Genomic DNA, 18,158 nt, shown 5'->3' with positions numbered 1-18,158 from the left:
GGCCTAGCGTCGATTGCAGGCGCTGACAAGGCGCCCCGACGTTACGAGGAGCACAGCATGTCGATCATCCGACGAGCACTGCTGATCGTCACGGCATCCGTCGCGGCATTGGGAGTGTCCGGCTTGCCGGCGCAGGCCGACACCATCGTCATCTTCGGGGATGACAACGCGGTCACGAGCACCGAAACGACCAACAACCTCACCTGGATCGACGACTCGTTCAACGAGATCAGCACCGTCGACGTCGACGTGGACGTCGACGGCAGCCCCGAGTGGTGGCACCACCACGCCCACGGTGGCGGCGGCCACGACCTGGACGACGGTCTCGGGCTCGATGACTGACGTACTGGACCGGCTCTCCGCGCGGAGTGCGTGACGCCGCGCGACCGAGTGCCCGAGGGGCGGCTCCCGACCGGGAGCCGCCCTTCATTTCACCCGGCGACCGGTCCGCGCCGGCCCGGCCGGGCACCACGCACGGTGACCCCCGATCGAGACCGCCGATCACCCCACAGTGCCCGCGCGTCGACTTAGCGTCGAGGTGGGACGTGGAGGGCGGCGATGCGACGGGCGACGCGACCGGGCGACGACGACAGGACGGATGCGCCGAGCGACGGCACCAGGTCGGATGCGCCGGGCAGGTGCGCCGGCCCCGCCAGTGCGCCGTTCACCCGGAGCAGTGTCCACCCCCGGACAGCCGGCCGACGGGCGGCACCCAGCCCGCCGGAGCGGCCCGGTCGGGGCGGCCTCCCACGAGGAGGTCGCCCCGCGCAGCCTTCGACGGCGGCGCGGACCGGTCGGCGAGACGGGCTCGTCGGCGACCAATCCGCCGGCGGGGCGGGCCCGTCGGCGGGTGGCGGCGAGGCGGGCTCGCCGGTGCGGCGAGTCGTCCCCGAAGTTCCCGCGCCGGGTGTCCCGGCGCGAAGACCCAGTGCCCGGGTCCGGCACCGCACGGTCCGCGCCGAGGTGCCACGCGGTCGCGTTCCGCGCCGAGTGCCCAGCGGGCGGCCGAGCCGCCCGGCGGCGCGAGCGCGACCCGGGACCGACCGGGCACGGGTGCCCGCTCCCGACGAGGAAGCGCGAGTGGGCAGCAGTAAGGGGCGGTACCCGCGTGCGGGTACCGCCCCCACCGGAGTCCACGACGCCGGCAGCGCACCCGGAGCCGCGCACCGGCCTGGACCCGCCGGGCACCGACCGCCGGAGTCGGGGTCGTCACCGGGCACCCGGCAGCGAACCCGATCCTCCGAGCCCGACCACCCAGGCCGATCCCCTGGGCCCGACCACCCGGGCCGATCGCCCGCGCAGATCACGCGGGCCCGGCGACCGGGGCCGGGTTCAGCCCGCGCGCACCGACATCCACTGCCGCATGGCGTGCTCCACCAGCGTGATCAGCGTCTGCTTGGTCGACTGCCGGTTGCGCGCGTCGCACGTCACCATGGGCACGGACTGGTCGATGGTCAGCGCTTCCCGCACGTCCTCGATGCGGTGGTGCAGCAGACCGTCGAAGCAGTTCACCCCCACCACGTACGGCAGCTGCCGGTCGTCGAAGAAGTCGATGGACGCGAACGCGTCCGCCAGCCGCCGCGTGTCGACCAGCACGATCGCCCCGATCGCACCCCGGACCAGGTCGTCCCACATGAACCAGAACCGGTGCTGACCCGGCGTACCGAAGAGGTACAGGATCAGGTCCTGGTCCAGGGACACCCGACCGAAGTCCATGGCGACCGTGGTGGTGACCTTGTTCGGCGTCGCCGACAGGTCGTCGACCCCGGCGCTCGCCTCGGTCATCACCGCTTCGGTGGTCAGCGGAACGATCTCCGACACGGATCCGACGAACGTCGTCTTGCCCACGCCGAAGCCACCGGCCACCACGATCTTCGCGGAGGTCGTCGGCTTCCGTTCGCCACCGGCCGCGTTGGGGCTAGAGCCTGCGAAGCCCACTGAGCACCCTCTCAAGGAATTCAATGGACGGCCTGTCCCCCACGACCAAGCCGCCCTGGTGAATCAATACCAAACCCATGCTCGCCATGTCGCCGATCAACACCCGCACGACACCGAGCGGCAGCCGCAGGTGGGCCGCCACCTCCGCCACCGACCTGGTGTCGGTGCACAGACCGCAGATCGACCGGTGCTCGGGCAGCACCGCCGCGTCCCGCTCCAGGCCCCGCTCGCTGGTGGACACCAGCGCCTCGATGGCCAGGTCGTAGTCCGGCCGCGTGCGACCGCCCGTCCGGGTGTACGGGCGGACCAGCGAACCCGACTCCGCCGCCGGGTCCTCCTCGTGCCGCACGACCGGCTGCGGACCGGTCGTGTAGGGCAGCTGCTCCGGCACGCTGTCCGGGAGGCCGTGGGCGCCGAACAGGTCGGCACCCGGACCCCCGAACAGCCCGCTGCCGTACCCGTCGATGTCGAACCGGTTGGGGACGTCGTCGTAGTCGTACGACGAGTCGTCAACCTCACGCTGAGACATATCGCCTTGCCCCTGCCCTGTGCCTTCGACCCGTGGAGGCTCGGCCGCCCGACCGGTCCACGAGTTGGGTGCGTCCTCGGCTTCCTCTGCTGAGGGGTCGGCATCCGGCTCTTCGAATTGGAACCCGCCGGCAGCCCACTCCTGGTAGTTGAAGTTCCTACCGAAGCGCCGTCCGCCCGCGCCAGATCGTTCAGCCATTTACCGCTCACCCCCACGATCTCATGAGGATCTACCGCCGAACCACACCCTGGAGCTGCGCGCGCAGCTCCGGGGTCAGCTGCTGGCCCACGCGCTCGACCAGGAGGGTCATCTCGTACGCCACGAGGCCGATGTCGCAGTTCGGGGCCGCGAGCACCGCGAGGCACGACCCGTCGCTGATCGACATCAGGAACAGGTAGCCCCGCTCCATCTCGACCACGGTCTGGTTCACGGTGCCCGCCTCGAAGCACCTGGCCGCGCCCGCCGTGAGGCTGACCAGGCCGGAGGCCACGGCGGACAGCTGCTCGGCGCGGTCTCGCGGGAGGCCCTGCGAGCCGGCGAGCAGCAGCCCGTCCGCCGACACCACAACGGAATGGGCCACACCGGGAACCCGGCGCACGAAGTCGGTGATAAGCCAACCAAAGCTGCCTGGCTGAGCTGCGGTCGTCACTCCTGCTCCTCGTCTTGCCGGCTCGACATGTCACCAGCGTAAGCGTCGATCAACGCGTGTCGCCCTCGACGGACGCCCTGCTGAAGACTCGACATGCGTCCACGGATCGCGTCAGCCGATCGTGGTGGCAGCGGGGGCCGCTGCGGTTGCCGCTCCGCCGCCTGCGGCTTGGGAGCGGCTGATCCCGGCACAAGCTGAGCCTTGGGCACCCGCTTGGGCAACCCCGCCTGTGTCGTGGTCTCTGGGGCCTTGCTGAGCAGCGCCTGGGCCGCTTGCCAGCCTTCGTCGGCGGGCGAGTGCCAAGCTTGCTCGGCCGACGGCACGTGGTCGTCGTCCTGGTGGTCGTGGTCACCGCGGTCGTGATCACCGGGCGCGTGATCATTGTGCACCTGATCGGCGTGCGCGTGGGCACCGCGCAGGAGGCCGCCGGGCAGGACCGGTTCCGGTTCGGCGGCCGGCTCGGCCTCGGACACGCGGGGCACCTCCGCAGCGCGCTTGGGCAGGTTGTCGGGCGAGCCCGGACGGCGCTTCGGCAGTCCGCCCTCGGTGAACGGCCGGCCCTTGTCGACCTCGCGCGCCGCCACCGGCGGGTGCGCCGGGCCGGCCTCGGTGGTCGGCGCGACCGGCGGCACCGGCTGCGGCCGGCGGGTCGGCAGCGCGGACTCGGCCTCCGGCTCGGGCTCGGGCCGGTGCTCGGGCTCGGGCCGGTGCTCGGGTTCGGGCCGGTGCTCGGGTTCGGGCCGGTGCTCGGGCCTGGGCGCGGGCGGCACGTCCTGGGCGGTGGCCGCCGAGGTCTCGCTGCCCACGGCCTGGAACCACTGCGAGAGCACCGCCTCGTAGATCGGCAGCCGCTCGGTCGGTGCGTCCAGGTCGTGCGCCTCGCGGGCCGGTTCCGGTGCGTGCGGCGCGGAGCCGTTGCGCCGGGCGGGCTCGGGCTCCTCGACCGGCGCGGCTTCGGTGAACGGCTCGGCGAACGGCTCGCCGCCCAGCCGGCCCTCGATCGCGGGCGCGAACTGGGTCGTCTGGAAGCCGTGCGCGTCCGGGTCGTCGTCGTCGGGCCGGTCCTCGTAGGCGGTGAAGAGGGTCGGCTCGCCGAACGAGCCCACGGGCTCGTTGTCGACGTCCCGCGCGGTCGACTCGTCGCCCAGCGGCAGCCACGGCTGGGAGATCTCGCCGGAGCTCTCCGCCGGGACCTCGCCGAACGCGGGCAGCCCGGCGGCGTCCGGCTCGCTGTCGCTGTGCACGAAGCTGACCGGGAAGGCCGGTTCGTCGTCCACCCTCGGCATCGAGCCGGTGAACGCGCCGGCGATGCCGCTGGCCCGCTCGGCCGGGTTCGGGTGCGCCGGGGCGGGCGTGCCGAACACCGACTCCTGGGGCGCGCCGGCCGCGCCGGGCGACGCGACCAGCGTTTCGGGCACCACGACGAGCGCGGTGGTACCGCCCTCGATGTCCTCGTTGCCGCGCAGGCGGACCTTGATGTCGTGCCGCTTGGCCAGCCGGGCGACCACGTACAGGCCCATCCGGCGGGACACCGCGACGTCCACGTCCGGCGGGTCGGCCAGCCGCTCGTTGGCGTCGGCGATCTCCTGCTCGGCCATGCCGACGCCGCGGTCCTGGATCTCGATGGCCAGTTCGCCCTTGCGGGTGCGGGCGGTGCGCACGGTGACCTTGGTGACCGGGTCGGAGAACGCGGTGGCGTTGTCCAGCAGCTCCGCGATCAGGTGCACGAGGTCGTTGACCGCGCGGCCCTGGACGGTCAGCTCCGGGGTTTGGCCGACCTGCACGCGGGCGTACTGCTCGACCTCGGACACCGCCGCGCCGAGCACCTCGGCGGCCGGCACCGGGCGGGTGAGCCGGCGGGACAGGTCGGTGCCGGAGAGGACCAGCAGGTTCTCCGAGTTGCGCCGCATCCGGGTGGCCAGGTGGTCCAGCTCGAACAGGCTGGCGAGCTGGTCGGGGTCCTGCTCGTCCTGCTCCAGCCGGTCGATCAGGTTGAGCTGGCGCTCCACCAGGGCCTGCGAGCGGCGGGACAGGTTGACGAACATGGCGTTGACGTTGTCGCGCAGCAGCGCCTGCTCGGCGGCCAGCCGGACCGCTTCGCCGTGCACCGCGTCGAAGGCGCGGGCGACCTGCCCGACCTCCTCCCTGGTGGTGATCGGCACCGGGGCGATGGCGGTCTTGGCCGCCTCCTGCGGGTTCGGGTCGACCAGGATGCGGCTGACCGCGTCCGGCAGGCCGTGGTCGGCGACGTCGAGCGCGGTGCGGCGCAGGGTGCGCAGCGGGTTGAGGATCGAGCGGGCCACGAACAGCGCCATGATCAGCGCCAGCAGCAGCGCGCCCAGCACGATGCCGGAGTCGCGCAGGGCGGCGGCGCGGGCCTCTCCGGTCAGCTCGGCGGTGCGGTTCTGGAGCTGCTCCAGCAGCAGGTTCTCCACGTCGCGGGTCAGGTTCACCGTCAGCGTGGACGCGATGTCCCACTTCTCCGGCCGCAGCGAGGACAGGCTCTTGCCGCCGGCGGCCAGGTTCAGCGCCGATTCCTGCATGTCGTTCGCGGTGTCGACGATCAGACCGGTCACGGTGTCGTCGTAGATCTTGGCCTGGTCCGGCGTCGCCGACTTGCGGAAGTCGTTGCGCGCCGCCTCCAGCTCCGCGTTCGCGGCCAGCAGGGCGCGTTCCTGGCCAGGGCCGAAGCCGCCGCGCTGGAACACGTCGAGCATGATGCCGCGCTTGCGGGACTCCTGCTCCTTGATGCGGCCGATGGCGTTGGTCGCCAGGTGCAGCCGCACCAGCTCGGGGTGGTTGATGCCGGCGATGGCCTGCTCGCCGAGGTCGAGGAGGCTCTCCACGGACTCGGAGTAGGTGCGCAGCACGGCGTCGGACGGGTACGCGGTGTCCCGGACGGCGTTGCGCAGGCTGTTGAGCCTCTTGAGCTGCTCGGCGGCCCGGCGGAACCGGGTGACCACCTCGTCGTCGAGGTCGCCGCTGAGCTCCAGGATCTTGCTGTTCAGCGCGTCCGTCGTGTCGTTGACGCGGCGCAGCTGGCGGTCGAGCACGACGCGGTCGAGGCTCTTGCCCGACGCCACGTGGCTCGCGCTCAGGTCGCGCTCGCGCTGGAGCTGCTGGACGACGTCCGCGACCGCGGCCTCCAGCTGGATCTGGTTGGCCAACCGGTTGAACTCGGTCGCGTCGCCGAGGTCCGACTGCACGCGCAGCCCGCCGAGGGCGAGCGCGGCGATGGTCGGGATCAGCAGCACCGCGGCGAGCTTGGTGGGCAGCCGCCAGTTCCGCAGCCGCCAGGCGGCGGTGCCCGCCCGCCCCTCGCGCACCTCGGTCGTCGGCCCGGCGCCCGTGGACTCGGTCACAGTTCCATCACGCAGCGCAGCCAGTCCGTCACCCATTCCGGGGTCATCGGAGCGTGGTGGATTCTCCACGCCTGACTGGCTGGGACCTCTCTCTCGTCGGGCCACCCTGGGCTTCCTCTTCCGGCAGCAGTGTTCCCCGGCCTCTCCCCACGGACCGAAGCATGGACACGAATTCGGGCCGAATTGCAGCACAGGAGCGGTGGTGCCGGCTAGGCACCCCACCCCGCGCGACGGACGCAAGGCACCGCGAGGACCTTGAGCCACCCGGCCGGCAGCGTAGTGCCGCACCCCGGCCGCAGGGAAGGCTCTGCGAAGCACTCAGCGTATCGACCGGGACTGTCGTTTCACACCTCCGGGTGGTTACCATCCCCGGCATCGACAACAGCCGTCGACAATTCGGTTGATCAAATAGACCCCGCTCAAGAGGTCATCGCGGCGAGAGGTGCCATGCCTACCCCAGCGCGTGTTCTGCGACGTGCGGCAGCGTTGTTCGCGTGTGCCGCGACCTTGACGGCGTGCGGTCTGCTGCCCGGCGCGGACAGCGGCGGCAAGCCCGAGGTGGAGCGCAACACGCTGCGCATCGGCGTGATGCCGGTGGTCGACGTGGCGCCGCTGAAGCTGGCCACCACCGAGAAGCTGTTCGAGAAGGCCGGGCTGTCCGTGCAGCTCGTGACGTTGAGCAGCGAGGCCGAGGGCATCAAGCAGCTCGACACCACGCTGGACGTGACCTGGGCCAGCCACGTCAACCTGTTCCGCGCGGCCGTCGACGGCACGCAGCTCCAGCTCCAGGGCGAGGCGTACCAGGCGGGCCCGAACACGATGGCGCTGGTCACGCTCGACCCGGACTACGACAGCCCCGCCCGGATCACCTCGCCGCGCATCGCGGTGAACAGCGAGACCGACCTCGGCGCGCTGACCACCAAGGCCGTGCTGGACACCGCCGGCGTGGAGCGGCAGCGGATCAACCTCAAGGTCATGCCGTTCGAGCAGATGGTGGACGCCATGAAGGCGGGCCAGGTCGACGCGGCCTGGATGACCGAGCCGTTCATCACCAAGGCGCAGAAGGACGCGGGCGCCCGGATCGTCACCGACACGGCGATCGGCCCGACCAAGGACTTCCCCATGTCCGGGTACGCGTCGAGCAAGAAGTTCGCCGACGCCAACCCGCGCACGCTGACCCTGTTCCGGCAGGTCCTGCGGGACGCGCAGCAGCTCGCCACCAACAACAAGCTGTCCGTGCAGGACGCGCTGACCGGCTACGTCGACGTCGACCAGCAGACCGCCGCCCTGGTGTCGGTGGGCACGTTCCCGTTGTCGCTCAACCAGATCCGCCTCCAGCGGGTCGCCGACATGATGGACAACGAGGGCGTCCTGCCGACCCGGCTGGAGGTCCAGTCGCTGCTCCCGCCGGGCACCACGAACTAGCGCCGCCGGCCCCGGTGCCGTGCGCTGACGGAACAACTCCGGGCGCTGCGGAACAAGCCGGTGCCGGCCGGTTCGCCGCTCGCGGCCGGGAAAGATGATGTTTGTAGGGGCCTTCCGCGTCGCCGTGGAAGGCCCCTCGTATTTGTTATTCAGACTTGACCAAGCAGATGGTGGTAGCGGGCTGTGAGTAAACGAACACGGTCTCACCGCTCTCGCACTGGTTCTCGTCCTCGGTGCCCACGACCTTGCGCACCTTGTGCGTGGCCGACGAATCGCAGGTCACCTTGGTGGTTTTGCCCGCGACAATCGTGCCCTCCTGCTTGAAGCAGTCGCCCTGCGCGGCGTTGAGCACCAGGCAGAGCTTGAAGCCGTTGCTGCGCCGACCGCCACGGTCGCTGTACTCGGAGTAGTCGCCGGAGGGGCACGCGTCGGTGCTGCTGTCGAGGTTGGCGGCCACCTTGAACGCCGCCTCGGTCGAACCGCAGTCGATGGTCTCCACGTCGGCGTCGGACACGCTCACCGAGTTGACCTTGATGCAGTCGCCCACCGCCGCCCGGCCGGGGCTGCCGGTGCCCGCGATCATCCCGGCGACCACGATGCCGACGATGCCCAGCACGATCACGCCGACCAGCGCCTTGGCCCCGGTGGAGACGCCCTTCTTCGGCGGCGGCGGGAAGCCCGCCTGCCCGGCCGGCGGGTAGCCCGGCTGCGGGTAGCCCGGCGGTGGGTACCCGGGCTGCTGCGGGTAGCCCGGCTGCTGCGGGTACGCCTGCTGGGGGTGGCCCGGGTAGGGGTGGCCCTGCGGCCCGGGGTGGCCCGGGTCTGCGGGCGGCGGTGCGGCCGGGAAGCCCGGCGGGGTCGGCTGGCCCCACCCCGGCGGGTGGCCGCCCGGAGGCGGGCCGTGGGGCGGCTGGTACGGGGGCGTGGTCACGCGGCGTTCCTCTCGGGTCGGACGAGCGGAACGTACCGCCGGGCGGCCGGCGTGCGCAGCGGTTTCGGCGGTGCGGTGGCACGGGACCCGGTGGCTCAGCGCAGGTCTGCGGCGCGGGCCAGGCAGAACGTCACCGGGGGCTCGGGGTAGCTGACCGCGCGACCGCTGCCGCACGTCGTCGTGCCCCGGTCGGCCTTGACGACCTTGACGGCCTCGGCCGTGCCGCAGTCCACCTTCCGCAGGCCCGCGTCGGCGTCCTGCGCGTAGCAGGAGCCCTCGACGAAGTTCGGCATCAGGCACAGCGTGACCGGGCCGGAGTAGGTGGAGTACGCGGCACCGCCCGCCGGGCACCGGTCGGCCTGGTCGACCACCTTGGCGACCTTCACGTTGGCCCGCTCGGCGGCGCAGTCCGCGACCTCGTAGCGGGGCCGGTCGGCCTGGCCGGAGACGGTCGCGCAGTCGCCCGGCTCGGGCCGGGGCCCGTCACCGCCGGACGTGGTCAGCGCGTAGACGCCCACCAGCGCGACGACGGCCGCACCGATGCCCCACCCGAGTTTCCGCATGGTCAGGGACATCGGCACGGCTGCGCGCCGGGTTGAGCGGGTTCACCGCATGTGGTTACGCCCCGGCGGGCGTCACACCTCGGCGGGTGCCAGGCAGTACGTGACGGCGGGCTCGGGGTAGGACATGCCGGCGCTGTCCGGGCACTTGGCCAGGTCGGTGGAGTCCTTGATGACCTTGGTCACCTTGATCGTCTCCGGGCCGGTGCAGTCGCCCTTGACGAACCCGGTGCCCTCGTCGGGCTTGTAGCAGGAGCCCTCGGTCATGTTCGGCAGCAGGCACAGCTTGTAGCCGTCACCGACGCCGCCGGTCGGGGACACCTCGGTGTACAGGCCCTCCTCGGGGCACACCGCGTCCGCCGCTTCGAGCACCTTGCCGACCTTGTAGGACGCCTTGTCGTCACCGCAGTCGAGGTTGTTCACGTCGGCGCGGTTGTCGGACTGCCCGGTGAGGCTGACGCAGTCGCCCGCCGAGGCCACCGCGCTGTTGTTGACGAAGTACCGGATGGCGAAGAAGCCGGCCACGAGGACCACCACCGCGAGGGCGGCGAGGAGCACCTTCCGGGCCTGCCCACCCCCGGCGGGGGCGGGCTCGTCGCGCTCCTCGGCGTCGGGCGCGATGAGGTACCGCTCCGGGCCGGGTGCCGTCTCGCCCGGCGCGGCCTCGACGGGTGCCCCCGGCACAGGCGCGGGCGTCGCCCCGCCGCCACCGACCGGTGCCGACCCGGCTGCGCCGGTCCCGGTCCCCGGCTCGACCTCGGACTCCGGACCGGGCTCGTCCCCGGCGGGCTGCTTCGGCTCGTTGCTCATGATCATCCTCGCTGGACGGGTGCGCGTGACGCCACAGAAGGTAGCGGCACGCGCACCCGGCTCCGCGTGAAGGCGCGCAACGGCGAGAACCCCCGTGACCGGGACGGCCGACGGGTCGCCCCGGTCACGGGGGTTGGTCAGCGCGTGCGGTGGTCCCGCGAGGTCAGGAAGCCTCGGCGGGCGCGAAGCAGTAGGTGATCTTCGGCTCGGAGAACGCGATCGGCGCGCCGTCACCGCACGCCGACTCGTCGTCGGACCCCTTGACGACATTGGTCAGCTTCGCCACGCCCGACTTGCCGCAGTCGACGACCGGGTAGCCGACGTTCGTGGAGTTGTCGAGCTCGTAGCACTTGCCCTCGGCCAGGTTCGGGACCAGGCACAGCTTCGAGTCCGGGCCGCGGCGGGCGGTCTCGGTGTACTCGTCGTAGTACTGGCCGCCGCACGACTCGGACAGCGAGCCCAGCACCTTGCCGACGGTGTAGTTGGCCTCGGCCGCGTCGCAGCCGACGGTCTTGAACTCCGGCTTGGTGCGCGTGCCGGACAGGCTGGCGCAGTCGCCGGCCTTCGTCTGGGCGGCGTCGCTGGTGAAGTAGTTGAAGCCGTAGATGACCAGACCCGCCACGACCAGACCGGCGACGTACGTCAGGATCCGGACCACGAGGCTCTTCTTCTTCGGCGCCGCCGGCTCCTGCTGCTGCGGGTGCTGCTGGGGCGGGGCCGGGGGGAAGTTCGGGTTCGGGGTGGGCGCGGGCGCGTCCGTGCTCATGATGACCTTCGTTCGAATCGGGAACCCGCTTATTCCACGCGGTGTCGCGCGAGCGGGAGGCAAGGCAAGCTATCCACTGCGCCATCCGGGTGTACACGGATTTACCGAACCGAGTCCAAGAGCTTTGGGTGTCCTGCCGGACACGCAGCGCAGTCGACTTGCACCCGGTTGGAACACTGGTGGTACGCCAAGCGACAGGAGTGCGTTCCCGTGACCGACGGCCCTTTGATCGTCCAGTCGGACAAGACCCTGCTGCTGGAGGTCGACCACCCCCTCTCGGAAGAGGCGCGCACCGCCATCGCGCCGTTCGCCGAGCTGGAGCGCGCCCCCGAGCACGTCCACACCTACCGGGTCACGCCGCTCGCGCTGTGGAACGCGCGCGCCGCCGGGCACGACGCCGAACAGGTGGTCGACGCCCTGGTGCGGTTCTCCCGCTACCCCGTGCCGCAGCCGCTGCTGGTCGACGTCGTGGACACCATGGGCCGGTTCGGCCGGCTCCAGCTCGCCAACCACCCCGCCCACGGCCTGGTCCTCGCCTCGCTGGACCGCGCCGTGCTGGAGGAGGTGATGCGGCACAAGAAGATCAAGCCGATGCTCGGCGAGCGCATCGACGACGACACGGTGATCGTGCACCCCAGCGAGCGCGGCCGGCTCAAGCAGGTCCTGCTCAAGGTCGGCTGGCCCGCCGAGGACCTGGCCGGCTACGTGGACGGCGAGGCCCACCCGATCGACCTGGTCGAGGACGGCTGGCAGCTGCGCGACTACCAGCGGCTGGCCGCCCAGGCGTTCTGGGCGGGCGGCTCGGGCGTCGTGGTGCTGCCCTGCGGGGCGGGCAAGACGCTGGTCGGCGCGGCGGCGATGGCCGAGGCGGGCGCGACCACCCTGATCCTGGTGACCAACACCGTCGCGGGCAGGCAGTGGAAGCGCGAGCTGGTCGCCCGCACGTCGCTGACCGAGGACGAGATCGGCGAGTACTCCGGCGAGCGCAAGGAGATCCGGCCGGTCACCATCGCCACCTACCAGGTGATCACCCGCAAGTCGAAGGGCGAGTACAAGCACCTGGAGCTGTTCGACTCGCGCGACTGGGGCCTGATCGTCTACGACGAGGTGCACCTGCTGCCCGCCCCGGTGTTCCGGATGACCGCGGACCTCCAGTCCCGCCGCCGGCTGGGGCTGACCGCGACCCTGGTCCGCGAGGACGGCCAGGAGGGCGACGTGTTCTCGCTGATCGGCCCCAAGCGGTACGACGTGCCGTGGCGCGACATCGAGGCGCAGGGCTGGATCGCGCCCGCCGAGTGCACCGAGGTGCGGGTCACGCTGACCGACAACGAGCGGCTGGAGTACGCCACCGCCGAGGCCGACGAGCGCTACAAGCTGTGCTCCACGGCCCGCACCAAGCTGCCCGTCGTGCGGGCCATCCTGGACCGGCACCCCGGCGAGCCGACGCTGGTCATCGGCGCGTACCTGGACCAGTTGGAGTCGCTGGGCGAGGCGCTGGACGCGCCGGTGATCCAGGGGTCTACGAAGAACAAGGAGCGCGAGCAGCTCTTCGACGCGTTCCGGCGCGGCGAGCTGCGCGTGCTGGTGGTGTCGAAGGTGGCGAACTTCTCCATCGACCTGCCGGAGGCGTCGGTGGCCGTGCAGGTCTCCGGCACGTTCGGGTCGCGCCAGGAAGAGGCGCAGCGGCTCGGCCGCCTGCTGCGGCCCAAGGGCGACGGGCGGCAGGCCCACTTCTACTCGGTGGTGTCGCGGGACACCCTGGACACCGACTACGCCGCCCACCGCCAGCGGTTCCTGGCCGAGCAGGGCTACGCGTACCGGATCGTCGACGCGGACGACCTGCTCGGGCCGAAGCTGCCCGACGTCGGCTGACCACCACCCGTCCCGGGCCAGTAGGTTGACCCACCTCCCTTCGGCCCGCAGATCGGGTGTGACATGACGGTGGTCGTGCGGCGCGGACCGGTGCCGCGCTGGTGGATGTGGCGGCCCGGCGCGGACCCGGGACCGGTGGAGCGGGCGCTCCGGGCCCGCTCCCGGCGCAACCGGGCGCTGGTGGCGCTGCCGGCGGCCACGGCGGCGGGCGCGGCGCTGCTCGTCCTCGCGCCCGGACCGTGGGCGGCGCTGCCGTTCGTGCCGGCGGTCGCGCTGGTGCTGTTACCCGGGCGGGTCGACGGCCGGGACGTGGCACTGGCCGCGCCGGAGCGGGACGTCGTGCACTGCGGCCAGTTCGCCGACGACGGGCAGCGGCGGCGGGCGCGGCGGCTGTGCGAGGACTTCCTGGCGCTCCCCGGCGACGCCGACCCGGCGCGGACCGCGCACGTCGAGGCGCTGCTGTGGCAGGCGCTGGCGGCGTTGCGGGACAGCCTGGCGGTGCGGGCGGAGCTGGCGGGCGTGGCCAACCGGCCCGGCCTGGCGGCGTCGCTCGCCGAACCGACCCGCGCCCTGGCCGAGCTGGACCGGCGGGTGGACCGGTTCGCGTCGGCCCTGCGGATCGCGGTGGAGGAGCGGGACCCGGGACCGGCGGCCACCGCCCTGCGCAGGGTCGCCGCCCTCGACCCGCCCCGGGCGGTCACCGCCCCGGCGGGCGCTCCCGGTGGCCGGGTCGTCGGCCGGGGCGGCCCGATCTAGGCTTCCGGCGTGTTCGTCTACTCGATCCCCCTGCGCAACCGGTTCCGGGGCATCACCGTCCGCGAGGGCGTGCTGCTGGAAGGACCCGGGGGGTGGGGCGAGTTCTGCGCCTTCCTCGACTACTCCGACGTCGAGTGCGCGCCGTGGCTGGCGTGCGCCATGGAGTCGGCCGTGCACGGGTGGCCCGCGCCGGTCCGGTCGTGGGTCCCGGTCAACTGCACGGTGCCCGTCGTGCCGCCGGAGCGGGCGCACGAGATCGTCGCGGCCTCCGGGTGCCGCACGGCGAAGGTGAAGGTGGCCGACCCGGGCGCGTCGCTGTCCGACGACCTGGCCCGGGTGGAGGCGGTGCGGGACGCGCTGGGGCCGTCCGGCGCGGTCCGGGTGGACGCGAACACCGCGTGGGACGTCGACACGGCCGTGCGGGCGATCCGGGAGCTGGACCGGGCGGCGGGCGGGCTGGAGTACGTGGAGCAGCCGTGCCCGACCGTCGAGGACCTGGCGGCGGTGCGGCGGCGGGTCGACGTGCGGATCGCCGCCGACGAGTCGATCCGGCGGGCCGAGGACCCGCTGCGCGTCGCCGTGGCCGGTGCCGCCGACCTCGCGGTGATCAAGGTCGCCCCGCTGGGCGGGGTGCGGCGGGCGCTGGAGGTCGCCGAGGCGTGCGGGCTGCCGTGCGTGGTGTCGTCCGCCGTGGAGACGTCCGTGGGGATGGCCGCCGGGCTGGCGCTGGCCGGTGCCCTGCCGGAGCTGGACTTCGCGTGCGGGCTGGGCACGCTGTCGCTGCTCGACGGCGACGTGGCGAGCGACTCGCTGCGCCCCGTGGACGGCCGGCTGTCGGTGCCGGAGAAGACCGTCGACCCCGACCTGCGCGACGGGTTCGCCGCCGACCCGGAGACCGCCCGGCGCTGGCGGGAGCGGGTGGCCCGGGTCGCCGACGCGGCCGGGCTGGCGCTGCCCTGAGCCGGCACCGCCGCGCTCAGCGCCGGGTGATCGCGCTGCCCAGGCTCCGCACCACGGAGTCCGTCCGGGCCAGCGCCTCCGCGCGGCGCGGGGTGGCGGGTGCGCGGGTCAGGTCGACCACCCGGATCGGCGGGCCGAACTCGACCATGGTCGGCACGTACTCCGCGTGCTCCACCGCCCAGCCGCCCGGACCCTTGACGAACGTGAAGCGGGTGACGATGCCCTCCTCGGTGATCCCGCGCGGCTCGGAGTGGCGAGCGACCTCGTTGCCCATGCCGTAGACCACCCACTTGCCGTTGACCTGCTCGATCGGCTGGACCGCGTGCACGTGCGTGCCGATGATCAGGTCCACCGCCGGGTCGGCCAGGATCGCCGCCGCCATCTCGCGCTGCTCGGTCGTCGCCTCGTGCTGGTACTCGGCGCCCCAGTGCAGGCTGGCGACCACGACGTCGGCACCGGCCGCCTTCGCCGCGCGGGCGGCGGTGAGCACGCCCTCGGTCGAGAGCTGGTTCGCCATCCACGGCTGCGGCAGCGGGATGCCGTTGAAGCCGTAGGTGAAGGAGAGCTGCGCGACCTTCGCGCCGGGCACGTCGAGCAGCAGCGGGGTGGCGGACTCCTCGGGCGTGCGGAACGAGCCGGTGTGCGCGATCCCGGCCGCGTCCAGCACGTCGAGGGTGGTCCTGATCGCGCCCGGACCCCGGTCGAGGGTGTGGTTCGACGCGGTGGAGCAGCTGTCGTAGCCGAGGGTCTTGAGCGCGGTCGCCACCTCGGGCGGTGCGCTGAACGCCGGGTATCCGTAGGTCGGGTCACCGGGCGCGGACAGCGGCGTCTCCAGGTGGCAGATCGACAGGTCGGCGTCGACCGCCTGGCGCAGGCCGTCGAGGATCGGCAGGAAGTCGCGGCCACCGTCGCGGTCGGCCTGCTCGGTGAGCAGCGGGTGGACCAGGATGTCACCGCCGGCGGCCAGGGTGAACGACGGTGGCGGGGGCGGCGTGGTGGTGGTCGGCGGCGGCGCGGACGACGTGATCACGACCGGTGACCCCGTGCACGCGGCGAGGCAGGCGACCAGCGACAGCACCGCCAGCCGCCCGCCCCCGCGCTTCAGCGCTGCCGCCGGCGGCGCAGCAGGAACACCAGCACGACCAGCGCGGCGACGACCGGCAGCACCCGCTTGAGCACCGGTGCCGGAGCGGCCTTCACCAGGTCGATCGGCTCGGCCACCTCGTCGGGCACGGCCCGCAGGTGCGTCCGAGCGGGTCCGGGCACGTCCCGCGCCCCGACCGGCGACTCACCGACCGGCTCGGTCTGGGCCCTCGCGGCCGGCTCGGCTTGCGACCTCGCGGCTGGTGCTGCGGGCGGCTCGGCTTGAGGCTTCACGGCCGGCCCGGAGTCGGGTTCGGCGCCCTTCTCGGCTTCGGGCTTGCCGGCACCAACACCGGGTTCGGCGGCCGACGCGCCGGACTCGGCGGCAGGAGCGGCCGGTTTCGCCGCCGGCTCGTCCGGCTCCGCCGCAGGAGCACCGGCCTTCGCCACCGAGTCAGCCGGCTTCGCCGCCGGAACGCCGCGCTTCACCGGCGAGGGATCCGGCTTCGCCGTCGGAGCGCCGGCCTCCGCCCCTCCGGGGTTCGGCTTCGCGGCTGGAGCACCGGCCTTCGCCGCCGGAGTGCCCGGCCCGGCAGCCGGAGCTTTGGGTTCAGCCGGAGCCTTCGGTTCAGCTGGAGCCTTCGCTTCAGCCGGGGCCTTCCGCTCGGCCGGGGCCTTCGGCTTGGCAGCCGGGGACTTGGGCTTGGCGGGGGTGGCCTTGGGCTTGGCGGCCGGGGCCTTCGACTTGGCGGGCGGGGCCTGGGGCTTGGCGGGCGGGGTGCCCGGCTTCCCGGCCGGGGGTTTGGGCTTGGCGGGCGGGGTGCTGGGCTGGGGGGCGGCCTCGGCACCGGGTTCGGCGGTGGGGTCGGGGGTGGCCGCCGGGTCGGGTTCGGGGGGAGTCACCTCCTCAGCCTCCCCCTCCGCGAGCCGGCTCGCCAGGCAATCCGGGAACTGGTCCGCGATCCCGCCCCGGGTCGCGGTGGATCGACCCGTCGGTCCGGGTCAGCCGGCCGCCCCCGCCGCCCCAGCGCAGGGCGATGATCTCGGCGGCGATCGACACGGCGGTCTCCTCGGGCGTGCGCGCGCCCAGGTCCAGGCCGATCGGCGACGCCAGTCCGGCCAGCTCGTCGTCGGCCACGCCCGCCGCGCGCAGCCGGCGCAGCCGGTCCTCGTGGGTGCGCCGGGAGCCCATCGCGCCCACGTAGCCGAGCTCGAGCCGCAGCGCGACCTCCAGCAGCGGCACGTCGAACTTCGGGTCGTGGGTCAGCACCGCGACCACCGTGCGGCCGTCCACCAACCCCTGGTCGGCCTGCCGCGCGAGGTAGCGGTGCGGCCAGTCCACGACCACCTCGTCCGCCTCGGGAAACCGGCCGCTGGTGGCGAACACCGGGCGCGCGTCGCACACCGTGACCCGGTAGCCGAGGAACGCGCCGAGCCGTGCCATCGCCGAGGCGAAGTCGATCGCGCCGAACACCAGCAGCCTCGGTGGCGGTTCGAACGAGTTCACGAACACCGCCAGCCCCTCGCCCCGGCGCTGGCCGTCCGGCCCGTAGCGCAGGGTTGCGCTGCGGCCGGCGGCGAGCAGGCCGCGCGCGTCGTCGGTGATCGCGTCGCGGGCCCGCGCGGACGGCACGTCACCCACCACCCGGTCCGGCCGCACGACCAGCCGGCGGCCCACCCACTCCGGGTGCTCGACCACCGTGGCGACGGCGACCGGCTCCCGCGCGCGGACGGCGGCCAGCACGTCGGGCAACTGCGGGAACGACCCGGCCGACACCGCCTCCACGTACACGTCGATCACCCCGCCGCAGGTCAACCCCGCCGCGAGCGCGTCGTCACCGGTCACGCCGTAGCGCCGGAGCACCGGCGACCCGGTCGCCACCACCTCGCGCGCCGCCTCGTACACCGCGCCCTCGACGCACCCGCCGGACACCGAGCCGACGACCTCGCCGTCCGCACCCACCAGCATCGCCGCGCCGGGCGGCCGGGGCGCGGAGCTGAACGTGGCGACCACCGTGCCGACGCCGACCACCTCGCCGGCCGCGACCCGGCGGGCGAGTTCCGCGAGGACGTCACGCACGGCCGCCCCCGACAGCGCGCACGCGGTGTCCCGGCCGCGTGCGGCGGACCCGGTCAACGCCCCGACGTCGATCATGTCCCGATTGTGCTGCCACGAGGTGCGCCGGGCACCTCGACCGCGCCGGTTCGGGGGCGGGTCCTGGTTCGTCCCTGAGGACGTTTCAGGGTCCGCCCCCGATGTGCCGCCGCGCGTTGACCAGCACTATTGAGCCATGACGACGAACGACGTGATCAACGAAGCCACCACCAAGGTCAAGAAGCTCCGCCGGAGCCGGGACGACCGGATGGTCGCCGGCGTGTGCGGCGGCGTCGCCGAGATGATCGGTGTCGACGCCGCCATCCTCCGCATGGTGCTCGTCGCCGCCACCCTGTTCGGGTTCGGTGCCGGCGCGCTGCTCTACCTGGCCGCGTGGATCCTGGTGCCCGAGGCGGACTGAC

The 18,158-nt window shown here is 73.1% G+C and carries 17 protein-coding genes; 6 read left to right on the top strand and 11 right to left on the bottom strand.

Features of this window, described 5'->3' with window-relative positions; genetic code table 11:
• Positions 1 to 57: 57 nt before the first annotated feature.
• On the top strand, positions 58 to 342 hold the full coding sequence (locus AB0I60_RS30940) for a hypothetical protein (RefSeq protein ID WP_360735925.1): 285 nt from the start codon (positions 58 to 60) through the stop codon (positions 340 to 342).
• A gap of 990 nt (positions 343 to 1,332) precedes the next feature.
• Here the strand turns inward: AB0I60_RS30940 and AB0I60_RS30935 are convergent.
• Genes AB0I60_RS30935 through AB0I60_RS30920 form a run of 4 tightly spaced genes read right to left on the bottom strand, consistent with a single transcriptional unit; the run spans position 1,333 to position 6,478 of the window.
• Positions 1,333 to 1,938 (bottom strand): ATP/GTP-binding protein, encoded by a 606-nt coding sequence (locus tag AB0I60_RS30935; RefSeq protein ID WP_360735923.1) that lies wholly within the window; start codon positions 1,936 to 1,938, stop codon positions 1,333 to 1,335.
• Complete coding sequence (locus AB0I60_RS30930) at positions 1,919 to 2,665, bottom strand: DUF742 domain-containing protein (protein WP_360735920.1); 747 nt, start codon at positions 2,663 to 2,665, stop codon at positions 1,919 to 1,921. Before AB0I60_RS30930 ends, AB0I60_RS30935 begins: the two co-directional genes overlap by 20 nt.
• A gap of 31 nt (positions 2,666 to 2,696) precedes the next feature.
• Positions 2,697 to 3,116, bottom strand: coding sequence for a roadblock/LC7 domain-containing protein (locus AB0I60_RS30925; RefSeq protein ID WP_033442969.1), 420 nt, complete (start codon positions 3,114 to 3,116; stop codon positions 2,697 to 2,699).
• On the bottom strand, positions 3,113 to 6,478 hold the full coding sequence (locus AB0I60_RS30920) for a nitrate- and nitrite sensing domain-containing protein (RefSeq protein WP_360735917.1): 3,366 nt from the start codon (positions 6,476 to 6,478) through the stop codon (positions 3,113 to 3,115). Before AB0I60_RS30920 ends, AB0I60_RS30925 begins: the two co-directional genes overlap by 4 nt.
• A 486-nt stretch (positions 6,479 to 6,964) precedes the next feature.
• Between AB0I60_RS30920 and AB0I60_RS30915 the strand changes: the two genes are divergently transcribed.
• Entirely contained in the window at positions 6,965 to 7,903 is a 939-nt protein-coding gene (locus tag AB0I60_RS30915) for an ABC transporter substrate-binding protein (protein WP_360735915.1), read from the top strand.
• A gap of 145 nt (positions 7,904 to 8,048) precedes the next feature.
• On the opposite strand, the gene AB0I60_RS30910 is transcribed toward AB0I60_RS30915, so the two are convergent.
• The 4 genes from AB0I60_RS30910 to AB0I60_RS30895 form a co-directional block, all read right to left on the bottom strand.
• Entirely contained in the window at positions 8,049 to 8,834 is a 786-nt protein-coding gene (locus AB0I60_RS30910; RefSeq protein WP_360735912.1) for a hypothetical protein, read from the bottom strand.
• A 95-nt stretch (positions 8,835 to 8,929) separates the two neighbouring features.
• Positions 8,930 to 9,409 carry a hypothetical protein gene (locus tag AB0I60_RS30905; protein WP_360735910.1) on the bottom strand — a complete coding sequence of 160 codons (480 nt, stop codon included), beginning with the start codon at positions 9,407 to 9,409 and terminating at the stop codon, positions 8,930 to 8,932.
• 60 nt (positions 9,410 to 9,469) lie between these two features.
• Positions 9,470 to 10,204: a hypothetical protein gene (locus tag AB0I60_RS30900; protein ID WP_360735908.1), complete on the bottom strand. Its 735-nt coding sequence runs from the start codon at positions 10,202 to 10,204 to the stop codon at positions 9,470 to 9,472.
• Positions 10,205 to 10,367: 163 nt separating this feature from the next.
• Positions 10,368 to 10,970 (bottom strand): hypothetical protein, encoded by a 603-nt coding sequence (locus AB0I60_RS30895; RefSeq protein WP_360735906.1) that lies wholly within the window; start codon positions 10,968 to 10,970, stop codon positions 10,368 to 10,370.
• Between the two features lie 210 nt (positions 10,971 to 11,180).
• Between AB0I60_RS30895 and AB0I60_RS30890 the strand changes: the two genes are divergently transcribed.
• The 3 genes from AB0I60_RS30890 (at position 11,181) to AB0I60_RS30880 (ending at position 14,558) form a co-directional block, all read left to right on the top strand.
• The gene (locus AB0I60_RS30890) at positions 11,181 to 12,842 is read left to right on the top strand and encodes a DNA repair helicase XPB (RefSeq protein WP_360735903.1); all 1,662 of its coding nucleotides are present in this window, start codon (positions 11,181 to 11,183) and stop codon (positions 12,840 to 12,842) included.
• 63 nt (positions 12,843 to 12,905) lie between these two features.
• Positions 12,906 to 13,598 carry a hypothetical protein gene (locus AB0I60_RS30885; RefSeq protein WP_360735901.1) on the top strand — a complete coding sequence of 231 codons (693 nt, stop codon included), beginning with the start codon at positions 12,906 to 12,908 and terminating at the stop codon, positions 13,596 to 13,598.
• 9 nt (positions 13,599 to 13,607) lie between these two features.
• Positions 13,608 to 14,558, top strand: coding sequence for an o-succinylbenzoate synthase (locus AB0I60_RS30880; protein ID WP_360735899.1), 951 nt, complete (start codon positions 13,608 to 13,610; stop codon positions 14,556 to 14,558).
• A gap of 16 nt (positions 14,559 to 14,574) precedes the next feature.
• Here AB0I60_RS30880 and AB0I60_RS30875 read toward each other — a convergent pair whose 3' ends face one another.
• From AB0I60_RS30875 to AB0I60_RS30865, 3 genes are all read right to left on the bottom strand, one after another.
• A complete protein-coding gene (locus tag AB0I60_RS30875) occupies positions 14,575 to 15,588 on the bottom strand; it encodes a CapA family protein (RefSeq protein ID WP_360735897.1) in 1,014 nt (337 codons plus the stop codon).
• 71 nt (positions 15,589 to 15,659) lie between these two features.
• The gene (locus tag AB0I60_RS30870; RefSeq protein ID WP_360735895.1) at positions 15,660 to 16,544 is read right to left on the bottom strand and encodes a hypothetical protein; all 885 of its coding nucleotides are present in this window, start codon (positions 16,542 to 16,544) and stop codon (positions 15,660 to 15,662) included.
• A 4-nt stretch (positions 16,545 to 16,548) separates the two neighbouring features.
• Positions 16,549 to 17,721 (bottom strand): XdhC/CoxI family protein, encoded by a 1,173-nt coding sequence (locus AB0I60_RS30865; RefSeq protein WP_360736020.1) that lies wholly within the window; start codon positions 17,719 to 17,721, stop codon positions 16,549 to 16,551.
• Positions 17,722 to 17,932: 211 nt separating this feature from the next.
• Here AB0I60_RS30865 and AB0I60_RS30860 point away from each other — a divergent pair, with 211 nt between their 5' ends.
• A complete protein-coding gene (locus tag AB0I60_RS30860; RefSeq protein ID WP_360735893.1) occupies positions 17,933 to 18,157 on the top strand; it encodes a PspC domain-containing protein in 225 nt (74 codons plus the stop codon).
• The last annotated feature ends 1 nt before the right edge of the window (position 18,158 follow it).

It is taken from the genome of Actinosynnema sp. NPDC050436, assembly GCF_040655415.1.
Classification (GTDB): Bacteria; Actinomycetota; Actinomycetes; order Mycobacteriales; family Pseudonocardiaceae; genus Actinosynnema.
This window is presented reverse-complemented; position numbering and strand designations above follow the sequence as displayed.